The organism is Binatus soli (SeqCode) (assembly GCF_050015535.1).
In the GTDB taxonomy this organism is placed as follows: Bacteria; Desulfobacterota; Binatia; order Binatales; family Binataceae; genus Binatus; species Binatus soli.
In genome coordinates, this window is record NZ_JBEKBF010000012.1 from 85,872 (window position 1) to 106,808 (window position 20,937).

Genomic DNA, 20,937 nt, shown 5'->3' on the forward strand with positions numbered 1-20,937 from the left:
CACAGCGCATAGGCCCGGCTAATGCCGCAGCTTCAGGAAGGAGTCGCTTTGATGCGGTTGAAATACTTTCGAGCGCTGACTCGCCTGGTGACTTTCGTGTTAGTGCTCGGGGGGCTGGCGGGATGCGGCATCAACAAGATCCCGACCCTCGACGAGCAGGTAAAGGCCGCCTGGAGCGAAGTGCTGAACCAATATCAGCGGCGGGCCGACCTTATCCCGAACCTCGTCGAGACGGTCAAGGGCTATGCTCACCAAGAGCAGCAGGTGCTGACCCAGGTGATCGAGGCTCGCGCAAAGGCCACCCAGATGCAGCTTCCAGCGGACATTCTCTCGAACCCGCAGGCGTTTCACGAGTTCGAGCAGAATCAGGCTGCCGTCAGCGGCGCGCTCGGCCGGCTGCTTGCGGTAGCCGAGGCCTACCCCGATCTCAAGTCCAATCAGAATTTCCTCGCTCTTCAATCGCAGCTCGAGGGCACCGAGAATCGAATCGCCGTGGCACGCCGCGATTACATTCTCGCCGTGCAGAACTACAACACCATGCTCAGGACCATTCCAGGACGATGGGTAGCATCGATCCTCTATCCTGATCTCAAAGTCCGCGAGACTTTCACGATCACCGAGCAAGCCCAACAGGTACCCCAGGTCAAATTCTAATGCGCACTCGCTGCGCATGGGAGGACAGTGGCGCCACGACGGCATGGGCACTGCTCATTCTTCTGCTGATCCTCGCGTCACCAGCGCTCGCCTCCGAACCGAAATTCCCGCCGCTCACGGGTCGAGTCGTCGATGATGCGGGCGTCCTGAACGTTCACACCCGGGGCCAACTCACCGGCATGCTGGCCGCGCACGAGCGCGCAACTGGCGAACAAGTCGTGGTGGTCACGCTCGATTCGCTCCAGGGATATCCCATCGAGGATTACGGCTATCAGCTCGGTCGCCACTGGGGCATCGGGCAGAAAGGCTCGAACACCGGTGCGCTGCTCATCGTGGCGCCCAAGGAGCACAAAGTTCGCATCGAGGTCGGCTACGGCCTCGAAGGAGAACTTACCGACGCGATCACCCGCACGATAATCGACAACTACATCCTGCCAAGCTTCAAGCGTGGAGACTACAACGCCGGCGTCCTAGCGGGCGCCACGTCGATGCTCCAGGTGCTCGGGGGTAATCCCGCCGGGATAGGCGAACCGGCGACATCGCCGGGCGAAGGTCAGTTCAATCCCGCAGTTTCCAATAGAGGCAAACCTCCAAGCGGCCTTGAATTGGCCTTTATATTGTTATTCTTCCTTTTCCCTTTGATAGGCTCTTCGCTTCTTTTGTTGGGACTCATTTCAGGACGTGGCAAGTTTCGGCATGACGGCAGCCATGGCTGGGATTCGAGCGGAGGATCTTCTTATGGAGGAGGATCTTCCGGTGGCGGCGGAGGCTTCTCGGGAGGAGGTGGATCTTTCGGTGGCGGAGGCGCTTCGGGAAGCTGGTGAGTGCGATACAGTGAAGAGTCCATTCACACCCGAGGAGCACGAACGTATCGACGCCGCGATCACCGAGATCGGTCGAAGCACTGCGGCAAATCTTTGCGTCGTAGTGACGCGCGTCAGCGATCGCTATTCGCTCTATCCTGTCTCATGGGCGGCGATCGGGGCGCTGGTGCTAGGCGGGTTCGTGAGTCTGCTCCGGCCCGATATCGCGAGCCGCACCATGATCGCGATCCAACTGTGGTTCCTGATTGTGATGACGCTGCTGCTCGACTGGCTTCCGATCCGGCTCTGGATTGTACCGGAGCGGGTCAAGCACGCTCACGCCCGGCAACTCGCGCATCGCGAATTCGACGCGCATGTGACGGCAAATCCGCAGCAGCAGCACCGAATCCTGTTGTTCGTGTCGCTCGGCGAGCGTTACGTGGAGATCGTCGCCGACCACGAAACCCACGCCTTGGCGCCTGCCGGAGCCTGGAACAAAATCGTCGATGAATTCCTGGCAACCGTGAAAGCCGGCCGCGTCGCCGACGGCGTCCTCGATGCCATCGCAGCCTGCGGCTCTATCCTGAAGACGCAGCATCCCGCAATCAACGCATCATAGAAGACCCCTGGGGCGCTGTCGTTCCCGGGTTCTCTTGACGCAGCGCATAGGCCCGCGCTAATGCCGCAGCTATGCGAACGATACACGCTGCCGACGTTGAATGGGGCAAATCATGGCTCGTCTGACGGGCAAAGTAGCGTTAATCGTCGGAGGCGGCGCAGACGGGCCTGCGAAAGCGGGTGAGAAACTCTCCATCGGCAACGGTCGCGCCACCGCGATAGTGTGCGCGCGCGAAGGCGCGGCCGTGATGGTCGCCGATCGATCGCTCGAACTCGCGGATCAGACCGCCGCCGCAATTCGCGACGAGGGTGGACGCGCCGAAGCGGTCGCCGCCGACGTGAGCATCGAGGAGCAATGCCGCGGCGCCGTCGAGGCGACCATACGCGCGTTCTCCGCGCTCCATCTGATGGTGAACAACGTCGGAATCGCCGTCGGCGGCAACTTGTTGAAAACCACCACCGCGCAGTTCGACACGATGCTGGCCGTCAACCTTCGCGGCCACTTCCTGATGATGCGCTACGCGGTGCCCGAGATCGCAAAGGCCGGCGGCGGCGCGATCGTCAACGTTTCGTCGCTGGCCGCGCTGCGCAGCAACTCGCAGATTTCCTACGAGGCGACCAAGGCCGCGCTGCTGGGGCTTTCACGCTCGGCCGCGGTTTCGCACGCGCGCGACAACATCCGCGTCAACACGATCCTGCCCGGGCTGATCGATTCCTCGATGGTGCGCCGGCTGATCGGCGATCGCGAGAGCGCCGTCGCCACGCGAATCCCGATGCGCCGGCAGGGAACGCCGTGGGAGATCGCAAATGCGATCGTCTTTCTCCTCTCCGACGACGCGTCCTATATCACCGGCACGGAATTGATTGTTGACGGCGGTCTCGCCGCGCGTTGAGAGCCGTTGCGACGGCGGCGCAAGCTCTTTGCATGCTTGTGCTCATCTGCACGTTAGTCTGTACGTTCGGCCGCGCGAGAACGGAGCGCGTCTTAACACTGGCTCCCCGTGCCAACGGGCGCGCAGGCGACATGGGGTAACGGTAGTGGAAAGTCCCTGAAAAAGGTGAATCGTGCGCAAGGTGAAAGTTGGTTATCAGCTCGATTTCCGCAATCCTCCGGGCTCGACGCTGTCTTTTCGCGATCTGTACCGCGAATCGCTCGCACAGGCAGAGATCGCCGAGCAGCTCGGCTTCGATTCCATCTGGCTCACCGAGCATCATTTCACCGACGACGGCTATCTGCCCGCACTGATGCCCGCGGCGGCTGCCATCGCGGCGCGCACGACCCGCGTCGCCATCGGCACCTTCGTCCTGCTGGCGCCGTTTTATCATCCGCTGAAGCTTGCTGAGGACGCGGCTTTCGTCGATGTAGTCTCGGGCGGCCGGCTCCGGCTCGGAATTGGCCTGGGCTATCGGGCCGAGGAGTTCGAGGGCTTCGGCGTGCCGCGCGCACAGCGATTGGGCCGCACGCTCGAGACCATCGAGATCCTCAAGCTTGCGTGGAGCGGTGAGCGATTCAGTTTCGACGGCAGGTATTTCAAGTTCCGCGACGTGCGCGTGCTGCCGCGGCCCGTAACGGAGCCGCATCCCGAGTTGCTGTGGGGCGCCGGCGCGGCCAAAGCGATTCGGCGCGCCGCCGAGCTCGATCTCTCGTTCGCATGCGTCGGCGGCCGCAGGGAAGTCGGCATCTATCTGGAGGCGCTCAAAGCCGCCGGCAAGGACCCCGCCCGCTACAGTATCGTGAACAGCCGCGTGGTTTACGTCGCCGACAGCGAGGAACAGGCGTGGCGCGACACCCGCGACGCGCTCATGTACCAGGCCGAGCTTTACGGGCTATGGCTCTCGGCTGCCGCCGGCACCACCGACCAGAGCAAGGTGCTGATTCGTCCCGACCCGGACCGGCTTAGACGCACCAGCGTGCTCGGAACGGCCTCCGAAGTCGCCGCAAAGCTCGAACAAGTACTCGCTTCGACTCCGATGACCGAGCTGATCGTCGTGATGCAGTTGCCGGGACTCGATCCCGCCAAGGCTCGGCGCTCGCTCGACAGATTCGGCGCCGAGGTGTTACCACGTTTGAAGTAGCCGGCTTCGGCGACCGTCGTAGACTAAGAATGTGAAACAGTGAAAGAGTGAGACACGCCATGCCGGTCGCATACATTCCACGGACTCGCGATCTCTACAGCGACTTCACTCCCTACCGATGGGTCGAAAACGAATCGACGCCGTTCACGCCGCTGACCAAGCCGGTCGCCGAGTGCGCAATCGCCATGATCAGTTCGGGCGGGATCATGTATCGCGATCAGCCGCGCTTCCATCGCGAGGACGCGTCGTATCGTCGCATCCCCATTCACGCGCGACCCGACGAACTCAGCGTATGGCACTTCGGCTATCCCACCGGCGACGCCGAGCGCGACGCCAACTGCGTCTTCCCGCTCGAGCGGATGCGCGAGCTCGAAGCGGCCGGCGTGATCGGCAGACTCGTCGATCCCGCGTTCAGCTTCATGGGTGGAATTTATTCGGCGCGCAAGGTCCGCGATGAACTTGCTCCGCAAATTGTCGACGAGCTCAAACGCGCCCACGCCGACGCCTTCTTCCTCGTCCCCGCATGACCCGTCTGCCATCAGTCCGTTGGACTGATAGCACGCGCGGTGGAAGAAGCGGGAATTCCCACGCTCTGCATGACGTCGGCGCTCGACATCACCCGGTCGGTAAAACCGCCGCGCGCGGTGTTCGTCAATTTTCCCCTGGGTCATCAGACCGGCCCGCCCAATCAACCCGAATTGCAGCGCCGGATCGTGACCGATGCGATGCGCGCGTTCGCCGCCATCAGTTCTCCCGCGACAATCGTCGAGTTGCCCTATGTCTGGGATCCCAACGATCGAACCTGGGAGGATACCGACTACACCAAGGGATGGATGCCCGTGGCTCCATCCCGCGAGGCGGCTGACGCACTCGAGGCCGAACGCCAGGCCAAATTCAGGCGCGAGTGAAACGGTGAAACAGTGAAATAGTGAAATACTGAGTCCGCACCTCGCTCGAGTAGGTGCAGAGTCTGGCCCCTGCTCTACGCCCGCATCTCATCGGGCAATCGAAACGATCCATCCGCCTCGCACGGCAACTCGACCACCCGCACGACCGCATCGACGTTCAGCTCTCCGTGCAGATGAGGAAACGTCTCGCCCGCCGCTTCACCATGCGCCGCCGCAGCAGCCTCGTACTTCAGCTCTGCCTTCAGCCGCCGCTCGTCAATACACACGACAACGAGCCCCTTCTGCCCGCGATAAAACCTGTTCGCAGTATCGACCACCTGCGCGACCGTCGAGCAATGGATAAACCCTTCCGCGCGCAAGCTCGCCGGCGCATACGTCCCCCGCTCGACGGCATCCGCCCACTCAATCCGCTTGACGATATGCACTATCATCGAGTTACGATCCCGCGTTCCGGCAGGGGTGACCCCTGCACCCAATGTTAAGGCCGCCCGCCGTTGGCGGGCGCAGCCCCTGCTAACGTCTTGATACTGGCCTCCCGTGCCAACGGGTCTTAACACTGCGCTGCCGTCGCCACGGCCAGGGCTCAGCCCTGCACCTACGGTGGGTTTCACATTGAATTAAGTTATGTTCTACCCTCTCTCTTCAATGTACGCCGCCGACACGATCGTTGCGCCCGCCACTGCACCGGGAATCGGCGCCGTCGCGATCGTCCGCCTGTCCGGTCCGCGCGCGTTCGATATCCTCGACGCGATCTTTCACCCGGCGCATTGCGCCGAACGCACGCCCCGAACGATACGCCTGGGCGACGTCGTCGATCCTGCCACCGGCGCCCGCATCGATCGCGCGCTCGCATTCGTGATGCCGCATCCTGCCAGCCTGACGGGCGAGGATGTCGCCGAAATCCAATGCCACGGCGGTCCATTCGTTGTCCGCCGCATCGTGGCGCTCGCGCTCGACGCGGGCGCGCGGATGGCCGAGCCGGGCGAATTCACCCGCCGCGCGTTTTTAAACGGCCGAATCGATCTCGCCGAGGCCGAGGCCGTCGCCGATATTGTTGGCGCGCGCAGCGAATCCGGGCTCGCGATCGCGATAGAGCAACTCTCAGGCGCACTTTCCGCACGCGTCGCCGAGCTTCGCGCCCAGGTGGTCGCAATTCGCGCGCATCTCGAAGTCGAAATCGATTTCTCCGACGAAGACATCCGCCTCCCGTCGCGGCGCGAGGTCGGCGCGGAAATCGAGCGCCTCATCGCCGACGTTGCCGTTCTGCACGACAGCTTTGCGCGCGGCCTCCTGATGCGCGACGGGGTGCGCGCCACCATCGTCGGCAAGCCCAACGCCGGCAAGTCGAGCCTTCTAAATCTATTGCTTGGCGCTGATCGCGCAATAGTCACAGCGATCGCCGGCACCACTCGCGACGTGATCGAGGACTCGGTCCAGCTTGGCCCCTACGCGCTCGTTCTCAATGACACCGCGGGTGTGCGCGATTCGAGCGATGACGTCGAGCGAATCGGAATCGAGCGCACGATGCGCTCGGCGCGCGACGCGGACCTGCTGATCGCGATGTTCGATTCGTCGCGGCCGCTCGAATCCGCGGATCTCGACGTGATTCGCCTGACCGCCGGCCGCCCGGGACTGGCGATCCTGAACAAGCGCGATCTTCCCGCTGCGATCGCCGCCGGCGATCTTCGCGAGCACGGCTTGAACATTCCGATCCTGCCGTTCTCCGCGATAACCCTCGACGAAGCCGCCGCTCTGCGCGCCGAGCTGACAAAAATAATCGCCGCCCTCGTCTCCCCGTCCGCGCCTTCCTCCAACGATCGAATCGCAATCTCCCGCGAGCGGCATCGCGATGCGCTCTCGATAGCTCTGGGAGCGCTCAAGAACGCCCGCTCATCCGCGCTCTCGCTGATGCCGCCGGAGATCGTCGCGGTTGACATAATGGTCGCGGCCGGCGCGCTCGGATCGATCACCGGCGAAGTCAGCACGGACGACGTCTTAGACGCCATCTTCCGCGACTTCTGCATCGGCAAATAGCAGGGGTGCGCGATTGTCTGACTCGCCGCACATCGCGCGCGTACGCAGGGGAGCAACGGGAGAACTTCATTGTATGCGAAACCCGCCGTGGGTTTCGCGCTTCCTTGGGCAGGGGTAACCCCTGCACCTTAGTAAGAAGAGAAGATGCGGGCTTCGCCCTGTTAGAAGGGGTGAGGGAAGAGTGAAGCTCCAAGGATTACTTCGCCCCAGTTAGAATGTTGCGTTCCGAGCGACTTCTTACCAGACCGCTCTGTTGCGGGAGAGGCCGCGCTTCCCGCGCGGGTCAGGGTGCAGATTTCACGGGAGAGATATAAGGCGGCGGCTCGCTGTCTAAAATAGGCCGCGTCACGCAGCAAAGTATGCGCCGACTACCCCCGGATGCTCAAACTTCCGAGGGCGCTCCGACCAATCCGGCGCCGATTCTGTCGTCTCTCCCACGGTGCCTGCCACTGCGCACGCCGAAGAAAAAGATCCGGGGTCCCTCGACTGCGCAGACTCCGCTCGGGATGACGGAGAAAAAGGTGCGCGACCGCGGAGACTCGGGTGCCTTCGCTTCGCTCAGGATGATGCAAAGAAAAGTCCTAACAGAGCGAAGCCCGCATCTTTGCTTTAACATTGGATGCAGGGCTCCCCCCTTGCCCGCGCGCGACAACGGAGCGCGGTCTTAACACTGCGCTGCCGTCGCCACGGCCAGGGGTCACTCCTGCCATCGCGTAGTCGCGAAAAGATGCGCTGCGCAGATTTTCGCGTCTTCTCAATGCGGGTGCAGGGGCCGCAGCCCCTGCCGCCCACCGCGCAAGTGATTCTTCTTATTGTAGGAATTTGCTACTTCTAGGCGCCCCGTGCGCGAGCGGCGCGCTTTGCGCGACGCCCTTATGCGGGCCATAATCGCTGACTCGCAATGAACTACGACGTTATCATCGTCGGCGCCGGCCACTCCGGTATCGAAGCCGCGCTCGCCGCGGCCAGGATGGGTGCGAGCACCCTGATGCTCACGCTCAACCTCGATCATATCGGCCAGATGTCATGCAACCCGGCGATCGGCGGCATCGGCAAGGGACACCTGGTCCGCGAGATCGACGCGCTCGGCGGCGAGATGGGTCTGGCAGCCGACGAGACTGGAATCCAGTTCCGCTTCCTGAACACGCGCAAGGGACCCGCCGTTCGCGCTCGTCGCGCGCAAGCAGACAAGGCCGCCTATCGCGCGCGCAGCAAGCGCGTGCTCGAGCGAACAGCCAATCTGCATATGCGGCAGGCGAGCGTCGAGCGCTTGATCGTCGCGGACGGCGCAGTGCGTGGGGTCGAGTCGCAGATTGGCGAGGTGTTCGAAGGCCGGGCCGTCATTCTCACGACCGGCACGTTTCTTAAGGGCCTCGTCCATATCGGGCTGAAGAATTATTCCGCCGGCCGCGCCGGCGATTTCGCCGCGATGGGCCTCAGCGACCATCTTGCGGATTTGGGCTTTCGAGTCGGCCGCCTCAAGACCGGCACCTGCCCGCGCCTCGACGCGCGCACGATCGATTACTCCGCGTTGGAGATCCAGCCGGGCGACGAGCCGCCGCCGCCGTTCTCGTTCCGCACCAAGCGGATCGCGCAGGCACAGATTCCCTGCCATCTGACGTTCACCAACTCGCGGACCCATGAGATAATCCGCGGCGGCATCGACCGCTCCCCGATGTACTCAGGGGTGATCCAGAGCAAGGGGCCGCGCTATTGCCCGTCGGTCGAGGACAAGGTGATGCGCTTCCGGGACAAGGAGCGCCATCAGATTTTCCTCGAGCCCGAGGGCCGCGACACGATCGAGGTTTATCCCAACGGCCTATCCACCAGTCTGCCGCTCGACGTGCAGCTCGCGATGGTTCGATCGATAGGCGGGCTCGAGCAGGCGGAAATAATGCGGCCCGGCTACGCGATCGAGTACGACTTCTCCGACCCGACGCAGTTGACGCCGTCGCTCGAAACCAAGCTGGTGCGCGGGCTGTTCTTCGCCGGCCAGATCAACGGCACGACCGGCTATGAAGAAGCGGGTGCGCAGGGGTTGATCGCGGGAATCAACGCCGCGCGCAAGGTCCGCGGCGAGCCGGCGCTCATTTTGCGCCGCGACCAGGCCTATATCGGCGTGATGATCGACGACCTGGTGACGCGCGGAATCGGCGGCGAGCCGTACCGGATGTTCACCTCGCGCGCCGAGTATCGATTGCTGCTGCGCGAGGATAATGCTGACCGCCGGCTGTCGCCTCTTGGCGAGCGCCTCGGATTGCTCGACGCGTCGGCCGGCGCGCGCGTTCGCGCCAAGACCGAGGCCGTGCGCCGCGAGATCGAACGCCTCAAGTCGGCGCTGATACCTGCCACCGACGAGGTCAACGCGGCGATTGCGGCGTCGGGCTCGACGCCAATCGCGCAGCCGGTGCGCGCGATCGAGCTGCTCAAGCGCCCCGAGATAGCCTACGACACCGTGCTGAAGATGGGCGGCGTCGATTCGGGCCTCGGCCTCGACGAAGCCGCCGAGCTTGAGACCGAGATCAAATACGAGGGTTACGTTCGCCGGCAGGCGGAGGTGGTCGAGCGTTTTTCGCGCCTCGAGGACACCGCTATACCGGACTGGGTGGATTTCAAGGGCGTGATGGGTCTTTCGACCGAGGTTTCGGAGCGCCTGTCTGCCGTGCGGCCGCAATCGCTGGGGCAGGCGGCCCGGATGCCTGGGATAACGCCTGCGGCAATCTCGATCCTGGCCGTCCATATCAAGAGCCGGCGTGACCGCAACGCCCGCGCGATTTGAGAAGATGTCCAAATGTTTCACGTGAAACATTTTCACCAAATAACCTAACAAAATCGCGGCAAATATCCCCGACTACGAGTGTTTCACGTGAAACATTCTGCCAGAAAAACTAAGCGAAAAGCGGCCAGTCCCGACGAGATCGCCGCAAACGTGCGCGCTCAACTCGCGCCCGCAATCCCGGCGATCGGGGTAATCGCCAAAAATTCCGAGTTCCTGGACCGAATCGAGCGGATGGCCGCCACGCTCGCGCTGTGGGGCCCGAAGATCAATCTGACGGCGCATCCCAGGGACCCCGACGAGATTGTGTTCCACGTCTTCGACAGTATTATCCCGGTCTCGATTGCGGTCAGCTCGAAGATTCTGCGGCTCAGCACTCGGCTCGATCGCGAGCGGCGCTTTCTTGATATCGGCAGCGGCGCTGGCTTCCCGGGGCTCGTGATTGCCGCCGCGATCAACGCGCAGGTGACTCTCGTCGAGGCGCGCCGCAAGCGGGCGACATTTCTGAGCGAGGCCGCAATCGAGATGGGGCTGCGCAACGTTCGGGTCCAATGCGCGCGAGCCGAGTCGCTCGACGTTCGCGACGGGTTCGACTTGATCACCGCACGCGCAGTCGGAAATCCTGTCGGGATTTTCGAGATTGCCGGCCGCGCCTTGCATCCGGGTGGCGTGTTGATGCTCTACGCCGGCGCCGAGCAGAAGTTCGACGACAACGAAAATGCCGGCGCGGCTGCGGCCGCCGGTCTCGTCAATCCGGCCGTGGCCGGATACGATTTGCGCCACGGCCGCCAGATGATGCGGCGGGCTGTCGCGACGTGGACCCGTAGATAAGAAGCTGCCCGGCGTTTCACGTGAAAGCAGGGGCCAGCCCCCTGCACCAGAATCAGAAATAAAACTTAATCGCCTGCGCGGCGGGCGGCAGGGGCTGCGGCCCCTGCACCCGCAGTATCAATCGAAAAGTGCGCCGAAGCGCCCTTTTCTCTCGGTTTATCGCGTGAGAGCGGGAGATGCGCTTCGCATATCCCGCGATTCACCCTGCGCCCCCCGTCGCCACGGGGCGCCCCGCGCGTAGCGGTCCTCTGCCTACATAGGCTCCCTCTCCATCAGCTAAGGAATAAGAACCTGACCGAAGCCGCGGGAACGTTTCACGTGAAACATTCGATCTAGAAAACCTCGTTAATTCAAGTGCTTGCGTAAATTTGTTCGCGCGATTTGATTTTGCGCGAGCGCGGGGATTTAATAATTCGTGGAATGACCGCGAGCGCGTTTCTATCCGTGGTCACACGGATTGCGCGCGAGGATGGGAATGTGGGGCAGGTCGTGGGGCGGGTAATCGCAATAGCCAATCAGAAAGGCGGCGTCGGCAAGACCACGACTGCTATCAATCTCGCGGTCGCGCTGGCCGATACGGGACGGCGCGTACTGCTCGTGGATCTCGATCCGCAAGGCAACGCCACTTCCGGTATCAGCACGCCCGAGGACGTTAGCGCCGCCCGCACCGGGGGCAAGACTATCTACCAGGCGTTGGTCGGCGGCTTGGCGATGGCGGAAATTATCCGGCAGGTCCGCCCGACGTTGTCGCTTGCGCCGGCGGGCGACGACCTGGTTGGCGCCGAGATCGAGCTGGTGACGATGGAGGGTCGCGAGCGGCGCTTGCGAGCGCTCCTGGAGCCGGTGCGCGAGGAATATAACTATGTTTTAATTGATACGCCGCCTTCACTTGGAATTCTCACGCTCAACGCATTGGTCGCCGCGGATTCGGTGCTGGTGCCGATGCAATGCGAATACTACGCGCTCGAGGGTTTGAGCGCGTTGCTCGGCACTATCAACAAGGTAAGGGCGGCGCTGAGATCGGGACTCGAGCTCGAGGGCCTGGTGCTCACGATGTTCGACACGCGAAATCGCCTCAGTCACGAGATCTCAGCGGAAGTCAGAAAGCATTTCCCCGAGAAAGTTTTCCGCAGCGTGATTCCACGCAGCGTGCGGATGTCGGAAAGCCCCAGTCATGGATTGTCCGTGCTCGAATACGAGTCGAAGTCGGCCGGCGCGGAAGGCTATCGCGCGCTGGCCGCGGAAATTATCTGCAGGGCTGAGCCCTGCACCCAGTATTAAGGCCGCCCGCCGTTGGCGGGCGCGGGCAGGGGTGACCCCTGCCGATCGTAATTGATAAAGGACGAAGAGGATGATGCGGAAACCATTGGGACGCGGGCTCGATGCGCTGATCGGCACGGCGGCGGCGGGAATTGAAATTGGCGCGAACAACGACATCGGCAGCGGCGCCGGCGGGGCGCATTTCAAGATGGCGCCGATCGCGAGTATCACGGCGGGTCCGTTTCAGCCGCGGATAAATTTCGACAAGGAGCGGCTGGCCGAACTTACGCGCGCGATCCAGAGCCAGGGGATTATCGAGCCGCTAATCGTGCGGCGGATCGCGGGCGGATCGGCGGCGGCGGGAGAAATCGACGGCCCGCGCTACGAGCTGATCGCGGGCGAGCGGCGGCTGCGTGCGGCGCGCGCGGCGGGTCTGGAAGCGGTTCCGGTCGTGGTGCGGGAACTCGACGATCGCACGGCGCTGGAAATGTCGCTGGTCGAGAATATCGTGCGCGAGGACCTGAACGCGGTCGAAGAAGGGCTCGCGTTTTTTCGGCTCGTCGAGCATTTCGAGCTGACCCAGGACGAAATTGCGGCGCGAGTCGGCAAGAGCCGTCCCTACGTCGGCAACGCGCTTCGATTGCTGGAACTGCCGCAGCCGATTCTGACTATGATCGCGAAGGGGCAGCTCACCGCAGGGCAGGCGCGGCCGCTGCTCGCGATCGAATCGCCCGACGCGCAGCTATCGGCGGCGCGGCGGATCGCAGCGGTCGGAATCTCGGCGCGCGGCGCCGAAGAGATCGCCACGGCGCATCGCCCACGTATCGGCAAAACCGCATCCCTCCGATCCGCCGCCGATGCCAATCTGAACGCGCTGGCCGAGGGCCTGCAACGCGCACTCAAGCGCAAGGTCAGAATTTTCAAGCGGCGCGGGCGGAGTCCGGGACGAATCGAAATCGATTACTACGACGATAACGATCTGACGGCGGTCGCCGAGATGCTGCTCGGCCGTGGGCAGGTGCAGGGCTGAGCCCTGCACCCAGTATTAAGGCCGCACTCCGTTGTCGCGCGCGGGCAGGGGTGACCCCTGCACCCAGTATTAAGGCCGCCCGCCGTTGGCGGGCGCGGCCACTGCCGCAGGCGCGTGGCGGCTTGCGGGCGGGCGGGAATATAGCGATAAGCAATTGGATGAGATTCAGAGATAGCGCGGCGGTCGTGTTGATCGGCTGGCTCCTGATGGCGCCGTCGATCGATTGTGCGCGCGATGGACTGCAGCGCCAGACGCCGCTGTCGGAGTGGGAGAACGTCGATAGTTTCAACTCGCGGGAAAGCTGCGAAAATTACCGGGAGGTTGTGATCGCAGCGGAGAAGAGCGATAGCGACAACGTCGTTGAGCGGTATTCGTACTCGATTTGCGTGCAGGCCGACGATCCGCGGCTGAAGGGGGAATAGCAGGGGAAGATAAATATCCCGGGTCGCTGCGCTCCGCTCGGTACCCATGAGACGCTGCGCTTTACGCCAGCGATCGCGCTTGGCGTGACGGATCACATTTGGACGATTGCCGAGCTTGTACGGGCTGCGCTTGAGCCTCAGGAGTGCCGCCGCTGTTGCCGTATCGGACGCCGCAATCGACGTTGAGACCGGGATATACGCCGTTGAGGTTAAGAGTGGTTCCCGACGGAAAAATGACGAAATGGCGCTAGATCGTCAAGAACCATAAAAAACTTCTCGTTCTCCGAAGATTGCAGTTGATTTGCGGCAGGAGATAATATCCCCTTCCAACGCAAGGGTTTTACCAGTTTCTTCGTCGGGGAAATCGGGTGCTGAAGCAACTTGATACGTTCATTGCGACGCGATTTCTTGTGCCTTGGTTGCCATTATTTGTATTATGGATGGCGAGAGGAGCATTTGTATCGCCGACGACGGAAGCGCTAGGGGCGATGACCTTGATCTTGGCTGCGCGCCTTTTGGCGGAACCGACCTTCCCCCACTCCGCGATTTCTCGCTTAATTTTTTGTGGACTCCCTATCATCGGGGGTGCATTAATCTTTGCAGGGCAAGCAGACGTGCGCCTCGACGAGGCGTGGGTCTTTTACGGTATCGCGGCGACAGGAACCGTGCTCGTAGCGATCTCGGATTTGCGGGAACGAGTATAAGGAAAATACGATGATGCATGAGTTCATTACATATGGTTCTTTGGCGCTCGGATTAATAGGCGTTTTCCTTTGGGCGAGGGGCGAGGACCTGCGGGAATACAGTCCTCCACCTGAAAGATTGCCTACTGCGGTATATCAATTGCTGGAGCGAGCAAGGGATCAACTTTTTCGCGGCAGTCGAGATGTTCGCTTCACCATATTTGCGCGGGATGAACAGGAACCCGAATTGCTCCGACCGATCGCTAGGCTTGGCTGGGGACGTCCGTCTGCGTTGAGTCGCATTCGCTTCGAGAAGGGAGAAGGGTTGGCAGGTCAAGCGTGGCAGACTCCAGACGGCGTATTAGTTGCACAATTTGAGCAAGCTGAAATTTCAGATATTGAGAACGCCAGGACCTTGCATCGGGAGATGCTTCATCTCCGGCCTGAGACAGCACAAGCTCTAAGCATCGATCAGCTTCAAGCGCGCACAATGATCGCTATTCCGATCACGGAGTCGAGCGAACTACTGACAAAGGGCGTATTGTGCGTAGATTATCGTTGCCCCATTATTGCAGAAGCAACCTCGATAGCGCCTAATGTTGAAGAGATTGTTGACAAAATTGGCGAACATCCGAAGTTCTGGATAGGTTTAGTGTCGTTGGCAACCGAGCTTGCCGCCGCTCTGCCAGCTCGGTTTTCTCCTCAAATTCAACCTGAAAGCTTGGATCAAAGAGACGGTGCATCTCTCAAGCGAATACGACTTGGCGAAGTTCTAGAGCCAAGATTTTTGGCACAACAACAGATTTTCTAAATCGCTCTATTGTCTTAATTTCGCGCCCTCAGTGTCTTAATTCAGACAGCACCCCCCTGCCTGCCCGCTTGCTCAATGGCGCGCGGTGTGGTTCGATTGCGTGTTCGGGGTCGATCGAAGCAGTAATCCATCCAAAAAAAGATCAAGCCGCAACGAAAGACACCCGACCTACTTAACCGACCGAATCGGACTGAATACAAACCCGAGTGAAAGTTTTTTTGGCTGCGAGCCACGAGCAATGAAAAGGACCTACCAACCTCACAACCGCCGACGCAAACGAACCCATGGATTCCTGGCGCGGATGGCCACGCCGGGCGGACGCAAGGTGCTCAAGCGCCGCCGTGCGAAGGGCCGCACACGCCTGGCAATCTCGATACCGCCCAAGCAGCCGGGCTAACCTCCGTGCGCGCGCAATTGAGCTTCGCGGCGGCGGACCGGCTGCATCGAAGCGCGGAATTTATCCGCCTCCAGCGTATCGGCGTGCGATTCGAGAGCCCCCACTTCGTGCTCTACGCAGGTAATTTGGCGGGTTATCCGGATGACGAGCCGAGCCGCTCGCGGCTGGGCGTGACGGTGTCGCGCAGGGTCGGTATCGCGGTGGCGCGAAACCGGGTGAAGCGGCGCGTCCGTGAGATTTTCAGACGGGTAATTCGCGATAAGCTCCCCGCGGGCGCGTCGATAGTCGTGATCGCGCGCGCCGGCGCGGCGACGCTCGCGTCGCCGGCGATCGACAATGAACTTATCATGGCGGCGCGCAACCTGAGCGGACGAATGGCCGCCAAAGGCGCTTTCGCTTTCGCTGGGCGCAAATGATGCCGCGCGCAGATACATCGGAGCGATTGAAGGTGTGGTTGTCGCCTCGATTGGTGGCGATCGGCGCTGTCGCGATTTATCGCGCGGCGATCTCGCCGGTAATCCATGCGCTCAACGGACCGGCGTGCCGTTTCGAGCCGAGTTGCTCGGCGTACGCGCGCGACGCGATCGCCGAATACGGGACGATTCGGGGCGGTGCAATGGCGCTGTGGCGAATCGCGCGATGCAATCCGATGGGCGGGCATGGGTACGATCCGGCAGGGGTGAAGGGGAAGCGATGAAGAGAAGATGCGAAATCGTATGTGAAACCCGCCGTGGGTTTCACACTTCCTTGGGCAGGGGTAACCCCTGCACCCAATGTTAAGAAGATCGGCATCGCCGCAGGATGCGGGCTTCGCCCTGTTAGAACAGGTTGGTCAGGAAATAGTCCGTGCGCGCGGCGGCGGCCCATGCAGATAAGGAACTGATTTTGGATTCGAGTCGAGTTCTGATCGCGGTAGTTCTGTCGATAGTACTGGTAGTCGCCTACCAGGAGCTGGTGTTGAAGCGATTTTTTCCGCCGCCTACCGAACAGCAGCAGCAGGCTGCCGAGCAGGCAAAAGCGGCCAAGGCTGCGCAGGGGCAGGCGCTCGGCAACGGACTGTCTGCGAGCGCCAGCGGGGTTGCGGCTCCCGGCGCATCCGCCACCGTCGCGGTCGAAAGCGGGCAGCAGTCGGTCGCGATGGCGCCGTCGGGGGCGGCCGCGGCCGAAAGAACTGTCGAGGTGGATTCCGATTTTTACGTTGCGGTGTTCACGACTCACGGCGCGCGGCTCAAGAGTTTTACCCTGCGGCGTTACCGGCAGGATGCGGCCAAGGACAGTCCGCCCTACGAGATGGTGCAGATCCCGCCGGGAGGGCATCTGCCGCTCGGCGCGGTGATGATCCGCGGCGGGCAGGTGTTCGATGACCGCGATTTGAGCTACGCGACGGCTGCGCCCGCGCAAATCAAGCCGGCCAAGGGAGCGGACGCGACGGCGGTCTTTGTCGCCAAGACGGCAGACGGCACTACTATCACCAAGACTTTCACGTTCCGGGCGAGCAGCTACGTGTTTTCGATGGAGGTGGTGATCGCGGCGGGCCCGGCGCTGGATCAAATCGGCGTCTCGATGAGCCAGCCCCTCACGGCGCATCAGGGGTACTACGATATCCCGGAACTGCAGGCCGACGTTGGGAACAAGGTTTACACCGAGAACGAAAAGAAGCTGAAGACGGGAGTGCCGCCGGTGGCGGGCGCGATCACGTACGCGGGCTTCGGCGATCGGTACTTTCTGGCGGTATTTCTGCCTTCGGCGCCGACCAGCGGGATGCTTACGATGGCGTATGCGGGTGACGAGGCGATCGCGCGCATCCTGTTCGACGGCGCGGCGCGAATCCATAGCGAAATCTACATGGGGCCGAAGCTGCTGGAGGCTCTGGAAGCGGTAAATCCGGCGCTGAGCAAGTCGATCGATTTCGGCTGGGCGGGAATCCTGGCGCTGATTTTTCTGCGCACGCTGAAGCTATTTCACTATATCGCGCCCAACTACGGGGTCGATATTATTTTGTTGACGGTGTCGATCCGGATTGCGTTCCTGCCGATATCGATCAAAAGCCAGCGCTCGATGATGAAGATGCAGCGCCTGCAGCCGCAGATGGAGCGGCTGCGCGAGAAGTACAAGGACAACAACGAGCAGTTGCAGAAGGAGATGGTGGATCTCTACAAGCGCAATCACGTCAACCCGCTGGGCGGGTGCGCACCGATGGCGCTGCAGTTGCCGATTTTCATCGGGCTGTACGAGGCGCTGCTGAACTCGGTCGAGCTGCGTCACGCGCCGTTTATCGGCTGGATCAATGATTTGTCGACGCCCGACTGCCTGCATATACCGGGACTGCCGCAGCTGCCGATGGTACATTGTCACGGGCTGCCGGTGCTGGTGCTGCTGATGGGGCTGACCAGTTTCCTCCAGCAATACATGACGCCGACCTCGCCGGATCCGAATCAGCAGAAGATGATGATGCTGACGCCGCTGATTTTCACGATCATGCTGATAAACTTTCCGGCGGGACTGGCTTTGTACTATTTTTCGTCGAACCTGCTGGGAGTTATCCAGCAGTATTTCCTCAACCGCGAATTCCAACAATACGCCCCGGCTACATGAGCAATAACGACTCGATAGAATTAGCGGCCGCCTCGGTAGAAGAAGCGACCATGGAAGCCCTCGAACAGCTCGGCGCGCGCGAGGACGAGGTTGCGATCGAAGTGCTCGCCACGCCGCGCGCGGGCGTGCTCGGAATGGGCGCGCGGCAGGCGCGGGTGCGAGTGACGCGCAAGAGCGCGGATGCGGCGGGCGTCGGCGGCGGGGAAGCGGGATCGAACCCGCAAGTCTCCCAAGTTGCGCAAGCGCCGGCGCCAGCGCGCAAGGAAGGCGGGCCTGAGCGGCGGGCTCGCGGGCGCGAGAATCAAGGCCGAGGCCGGATTGACGCGCGCGCCAGCGGCGCCGGCGCGCGGAGCGCGAGTCCGGCGGCGACCGCCGGTGACAAGGACAACAACGAAAACGGCGGCGCGGCGGGGCGCAAAAGCGCGGATGTCGAGGAGCAGCGCCGCGAGGCGACGGTAATCCTCAAGCAGATTCTCGAGCAGATGGGCGAGCGGACCGAGGTGCGGCAGATAGAAGTGGACGCGGAGACGGTCGAGCTCGAAATAAAGGGCGACGGTTCGGGAATCCTCATCGGGCGGCATGGACAGACCCTGGACGCGCTGGAGTACATCGTGAATCGGATCCTGGCGCGGCGAATCAAGGATGCGGCGCCGATTTCAATCGAGACTGAATCGTATCGCGCGCGACGCCGCCAGCAATTGCATCGGATGGCGCTGTCGATGGGTGAGAAGGCCAAGCGCGAGCACAAGCCGGTGCGACTCGATCCGATGCCGGCGCGCGATCGGCGCGTGGTGCATCTGGCGCTCAAGGAAGATCCGATGATCACGACGCGCTCGGCCGGTGAAGGATCGATGAGATCGATCGAGATAGTGCCTACCGAGAGCGGCCGTCGCGAGCCGCGCGGAGAGGGACAGCCGCAGGGACGGCGGCGCGAGCCTGAACGCGAGCGCGAGCGAGAGCAGCCCGAGCGCGGCAACGAAGCTCTTGGCGAACAGGGCGGATTCAAGCACGGGCAGAAGCGAATAGTGTGAGGGGGTCATCCCCTGCACGCCGGTCAGTAAGAAATTCGGTTCCTCCGCCTTCTCCGCGTCTGGAGCCTCACCTGCCGACCGGCAAGCGGTCGGCCTTCCTTCGGTAGAGTCATAATCGGACAGTCCGCAGTCAGCTTGGGACATATTGCCGCGCATGGCGTAGCGATCGGGAGACTAATCCGATGGCACGGGCGGTGCTTTGTAGGCTGGAGCGGACGGATGATGAGCAAGTTTCCAGCGGCGCATCGCAAGGCAGTGCGTCGGGATACGGATAACGCGCTGACGGTGGCGGCGAGCGCAAGCGGCCAGGTGATGGTGCTGATCTGCGTCGCGCTGGTGGCGCTCCTGGGCATGATTGCTGTCGTCGCCGATTTCAGCTTCATGCAAGACCAAAGGAGCATGATGCAGACGGCGGCGGACAGTGCGGCGATGGCCAGCGCGCAGGAACTGAATTATGGCGACGCGGTGGCGGCGGGCAAAGCGGACGCGGCGACCAACGGATTCACCAACGGCCAAAGCGGCGTCACCGTAGCCATCAACAATCCTCCGAGCATGGGACCGAATACGTCAAACACGGCGTACGTCGAGGCGATCGTCACCATGCCCGAGCCGACTTATTTTCTGCGCCTGCTCGGAGTCAGCTCGATCAGCGTGTCGGCGCGCGGGGTCGCGTATGAGGGCAACGGGCCCAACTGCGTCTACGTGCTGGATCCGACAGCCACGAGCGCGATGTCGGTCACCGGCAACGTCACCATACAGAGCGGCTGCGGTGTGCTGGTGGACTCGAGCGCCTCGAACGGTCTTGCGGTGACCGGCAACGTGACGATCACCGCGCCGACCATCGGGGTCGTGGGCAACTACACCTCCAGCGGCAACGTCAGTTTTACGCCGACGCCGAAGACCGCGGTGATTGCAGCGTCCGATCCGCTGGCATACCTAACGGAGCCCACCGTCGGCTCGTGCGCCCACAGCTCGTTTTCGCTGAGTGGGAACACGGGGAGCAGTGGCAGTCCCTACCAGCTCTATGCCGGCACCTATTGCGGCGGTATCTCGGTCAGCGGCAATTCCTGGCTGAATTTTAACGCGGGAACCTACGTGCTCGCCGGTGGCGGCATGACGATAACTGGCAACTCGGTGATGACCGGCACGGGAGTGACGTTTTACAACACGACGGGGACGGGTGGTTACGGGGCAATTGCGCTGAATGGCAACTCGACGGTGAATTTCAGTGCGCCGACCTCGGGTTCGCTGGCGGGAATCCTGTTCTTTCAGGATCGCTCGATTCCGAGCACCGCGGCGGGCAGCACGATAACCGGAAATTCGAGTTCGACTTTCAACGGGGCGATCTACTTCGCGACGACGGCGGTTACGTACAACGGAAACAGCGCCGTCAACGGCTACAGCATCCTGGTGTCGGACAAGGTGGTGATTAACGGCAACTCGACGGTGGGCAACAACTATTCCTCGCTGACAAACGGCTCACCGATAAAAGGAACGATACTGGCCGAATGAGTACGATACCGCGATTCCCGGAGCCTGTTGAATCTTTGCGCGCGACCGGTTGGATGCGACGGCATGGCGGGCGCACGCGCGGGCAGGCATCGGTGGAGCTCGCGCTCAGTCTGCCGTTGCTGCTGATGATGTTCCTGCTGGTGGTGGAAATGGGCCGCGCGTTCTACATCGCGATTTCGGTTTCAAACGCGGCGCGCGCCGGCGTTCAGTACGGTTCGCAGAATCTCTCGACCGCGGCCGATAACGCCGGGATGGAGGCGGCGGCGGCCAGCAACGCACCGAATATTGTCGGGATGACGGCGACCGCGACTCACTTCTGTCAATGCGCCAACGGGAGCGCATCGACGTGTCTGTCAACCGACTGCTCCGGCAACCATCGATTGCTGTACACGCAGGTCAACACCAGCGCCCCGTACGCGCCGCTCGTCAATTTCATGGGCATCCTGCCGACTATGACAGTGCCCGGCAAAGCCGTTATGCGCGTCGTCCAATAATC

The 20,937-nt window shown here is 62.2% G+C and carries 23 protein-coding genes; 22 read left to right on the forward strand and 1 reads right to left on the reverse strand.

Features of this window, described 5'->3' with window-relative positions; genetic code table 11:
- Positions 1 to 51 precede the first annotated feature (51 nt).
- From ABR989_RS10830 to ABR989_RS10860, 7 genes are all read left to right on the forward strand, one after another.
- Positions 52 to 654, forward strand: coding sequence for a LemA family protein (locus tag ABR989_RS10830; RefSeq protein WP_428128339.1), 603 nt, complete (start codon positions 52 to 54; stop codon positions 652 to 654).
- On the forward strand, positions 654 to 1,478 hold the full coding sequence (locus ABR989_RS10835) for a TPM domain-containing protein (RefSeq protein WP_428128340.1): 825 nt from the start codon (positions 654 to 656) through the stop codon (positions 1,476 to 1,478). Before ABR989_RS10830 ends, ABR989_RS10835 begins: the two co-directional genes overlap by 1 nt.
- 10 nt (positions 1,479 to 1,488) lie before the next feature.
- Positions 1,489 to 2,076, forward strand: coding sequence for a TPM domain-containing protein (locus tag ABR989_RS10840; RefSeq protein ID WP_428128342.1), 588 nt, complete (start codon positions 1,489 to 1,491; stop codon positions 2,074 to 2,076).
- 112 nt (positions 2,077 to 2,188) lie between these two features.
- Positions 2,189 to 2,968 (forward strand): SDR family NAD(P)-dependent oxidoreductase, encoded by a 780-nt coding sequence (locus ABR989_RS10845; protein WP_428128343.1) that lies wholly within the window; start codon positions 2,189 to 2,191, stop codon positions 2,966 to 2,968.
- Positions 2,969 to 3,140: 172 nt separating this feature from the next.
- Positions 3,141 to 4,151, forward strand: a complete 1,011-nt coding sequence (locus ABR989_RS10850) for an LLM class flavin-dependent oxidoreductase (RefSeq protein ID WP_428128344.1) — start codon at positions 3,141 to 3,143, stop codon at positions 4,149 to 4,151.
- A gap of 59 nt (positions 4,152 to 4,210) precedes the next feature.
- Positions 4,211 to 4,678 carry a glycine/sarcosine/betaine reductase selenoprotein B family protein gene (locus tag ABR989_RS10855; RefSeq protein WP_428128346.1) on the forward strand — a complete coding sequence of 156 codons (468 nt, stop codon included), beginning with the start codon at positions 4,211 to 4,213 and terminating at the stop codon, positions 4,676 to 4,678.
- 39 nt (positions 4,679 to 4,717) lie between these two features.
- Entirely contained in the window at positions 4,718 to 5,059 is a 342-nt protein-coding gene (locus ABR989_RS10860) for a hypothetical protein (RefSeq protein WP_428128348.1), read from the forward strand.
- Positions 5,060 to 5,133: 74 nt separating this feature from the next.
- Here ABR989_RS10860 and ABR989_RS10865 read toward each other — a convergent pair whose 3' ends face one another.
- A complete protein-coding gene (locus ABR989_RS10865; RefSeq protein ID WP_428128350.1) occupies positions 5,134 to 5,490 on the reverse strand; it encodes a DUF952 domain-containing protein in 357 nt (118 codons plus the stop codon).
- A 193-nt stretch (positions 5,491 to 5,683) separates the two neighbouring features.
- Between ABR989_RS10865 and mnmE the strand changes: the two genes are divergently transcribed.
- The 15 genes from mnmE (at position 5,684) to ABR989_RS10940 (ending at position 20,935) form a co-directional block, all read left to right on the forward strand.
- Positions 5,684 to 7,093 carry a tRNA uridine-5-carboxymethylaminomethyl(34) synthesis GTPase MnmE gene (gene mnmE / locus ABR989_RS10870; RefSeq protein WP_428128352.1) on the forward strand — a complete coding sequence of 470 codons (1,410 nt, stop codon included), beginning with the start codon at positions 5,684 to 5,686 and terminating at the stop codon, positions 7,091 to 7,093.
- A 901-nt stretch (positions 7,094 to 7,994) separates the two neighbouring features.
- The gene (gene mnmG / locus ABR989_RS10875; protein WP_428128353.1) at positions 7,995 to 9,872 is read left to right on the forward strand and encodes a tRNA uridine-5-carboxymethylaminomethyl(34) synthesis enzyme MnmG; all 1,878 of its coding nucleotides are present in this window, start codon (positions 7,995 to 7,997) and stop codon (positions 9,870 to 9,872) included.
- A gap of 87 nt (positions 9,873 to 9,959) precedes the next feature.
- Positions 9,960 to 10,700 carry a 16S rRNA (guanine(527)-N(7))-methyltransferase RsmG gene (gene rsmG / locus ABR989_RS10880; protein WP_428128355.1) on the forward strand — a complete coding sequence of 247 codons (741 nt, stop codon included), beginning with the start codon at positions 9,960 to 9,962 and terminating at the stop codon, positions 10,698 to 10,700.
- A gap of 489 nt (positions 10,701 to 11,189) precedes the next feature.
- Positions 11,190 to 11,981, forward strand: coding sequence for a ParA family protein (locus ABR989_RS10885; protein WP_428128439.1), 792 nt, complete (start codon positions 11,190 to 11,192; stop codon positions 11,979 to 11,981).
- A 73-nt stretch (positions 11,982 to 12,054) separates the two neighbouring features.
- Complete coding sequence (locus ABR989_RS10890; RefSeq protein WP_428128357.1) at positions 12,055 to 12,990, forward strand: ParB/RepB/Spo0J family partition protein; 936 nt, start codon at positions 12,055 to 12,057, stop codon at positions 12,988 to 12,990.
- Positions 12,991 to 13,148: 158 nt separating this feature from the next.
- The gene (locus tag ABR989_RS10895) at positions 13,149 to 13,412 is read left to right on the forward strand and encodes a hypothetical protein (RefSeq protein WP_428128359.1); all 264 of its coding nucleotides are present in this window, start codon (positions 13,149 to 13,151) and stop codon (positions 13,410 to 13,412) included.
- 368 nt (positions 13,413 to 13,780) lie between these two features.
- On the forward strand, positions 13,781 to 14,116 hold the full coding sequence (locus ABR989_RS10900; RefSeq protein WP_428128361.1) for a hypothetical protein: 336 nt from the start codon (positions 13,781 to 13,783) through the stop codon (positions 14,114 to 14,116).
- Between the two features lie 10 nt (positions 14,117 to 14,126).
- Positions 14,127 to 14,906 (forward strand): hypothetical protein, encoded by a 780-nt coding sequence (locus ABR989_RS10905; protein ID WP_428128362.1) that lies wholly within the window; start codon positions 14,127 to 14,129, stop codon positions 14,904 to 14,906.
- 238 nt (positions 14,907 to 15,144) lie between these two features.
- Complete coding sequence (gene rpmH / locus ABR989_RS10910) at positions 15,145 to 15,303, forward strand: 50S ribosomal protein L34 (RefSeq protein ID WP_331961584.1); 159 nt, start codon at positions 15,145 to 15,147, stop codon at positions 15,301 to 15,303.
- 5 nt (positions 15,304 to 15,308) lie between these two features.
- Positions 15,309 to 15,719, forward strand: coding sequence for a ribonuclease P protein component (gene rnpA / locus ABR989_RS10915; protein ID WP_428128364.1), 411 nt, complete (start codon positions 15,309 to 15,311; stop codon positions 15,717 to 15,719).
- A gap of 32 nt (positions 15,720 to 15,751) precedes the next feature.
- Complete coding sequence (yidD, locus tag ABR989_RS10920) at positions 15,752 to 16,000, forward strand: membrane protein insertion efficiency factor YidD (RefSeq protein WP_428128366.1); 249 nt, start codon at positions 15,752 to 15,754, stop codon at positions 15,998 to 16,000.
- A 188-nt stretch (positions 16,001 to 16,188) separates the two neighbouring features.
- Positions 16,189 to 17,898 (forward strand): membrane protein insertase YidC, encoded by a 1,710-nt coding sequence (gene yidC / locus ABR989_RS10925; protein WP_428128368.1) that lies wholly within the window; start codon positions 16,189 to 16,191, stop codon positions 17,896 to 17,898.
- Positions 17,895 to 18,929, forward strand: coding sequence for an RNA-binding cell elongation regulator Jag/EloR (gene jag, locus ABR989_RS10930; protein ID WP_428128370.1), 1,035 nt, complete (start codon positions 17,895 to 17,897; stop codon positions 18,927 to 18,929). Before yidC ends, jag begins: the two co-directional genes overlap by 4 nt.
- Before the next feature lie 222 nt (positions 18,930 to 19,151).
- Complete coding sequence (locus tag ABR989_RS10935; protein WP_428128372.1) at positions 19,152 to 20,441, forward strand: pilus assembly protein TadG-related protein; 1,290 nt, start codon at positions 19,152 to 19,154, stop codon at positions 20,439 to 20,441.
- On the forward strand, positions 20,438 to 20,935 hold the full coding sequence (locus ABR989_RS10940) for a TadE/TadG family type IV pilus assembly protein (RefSeq protein WP_428128374.1): 498 nt from the start codon (positions 20,438 to 20,440) through the stop codon (positions 20,933 to 20,935). The genes ABR989_RS10935 and ABR989_RS10940 overlap by 4 nt, the downstream gene beginning before the upstream one ends.
- The last annotated feature ends 2 nt before the right edge of the window (positions 20,936 to 20,937 follow it).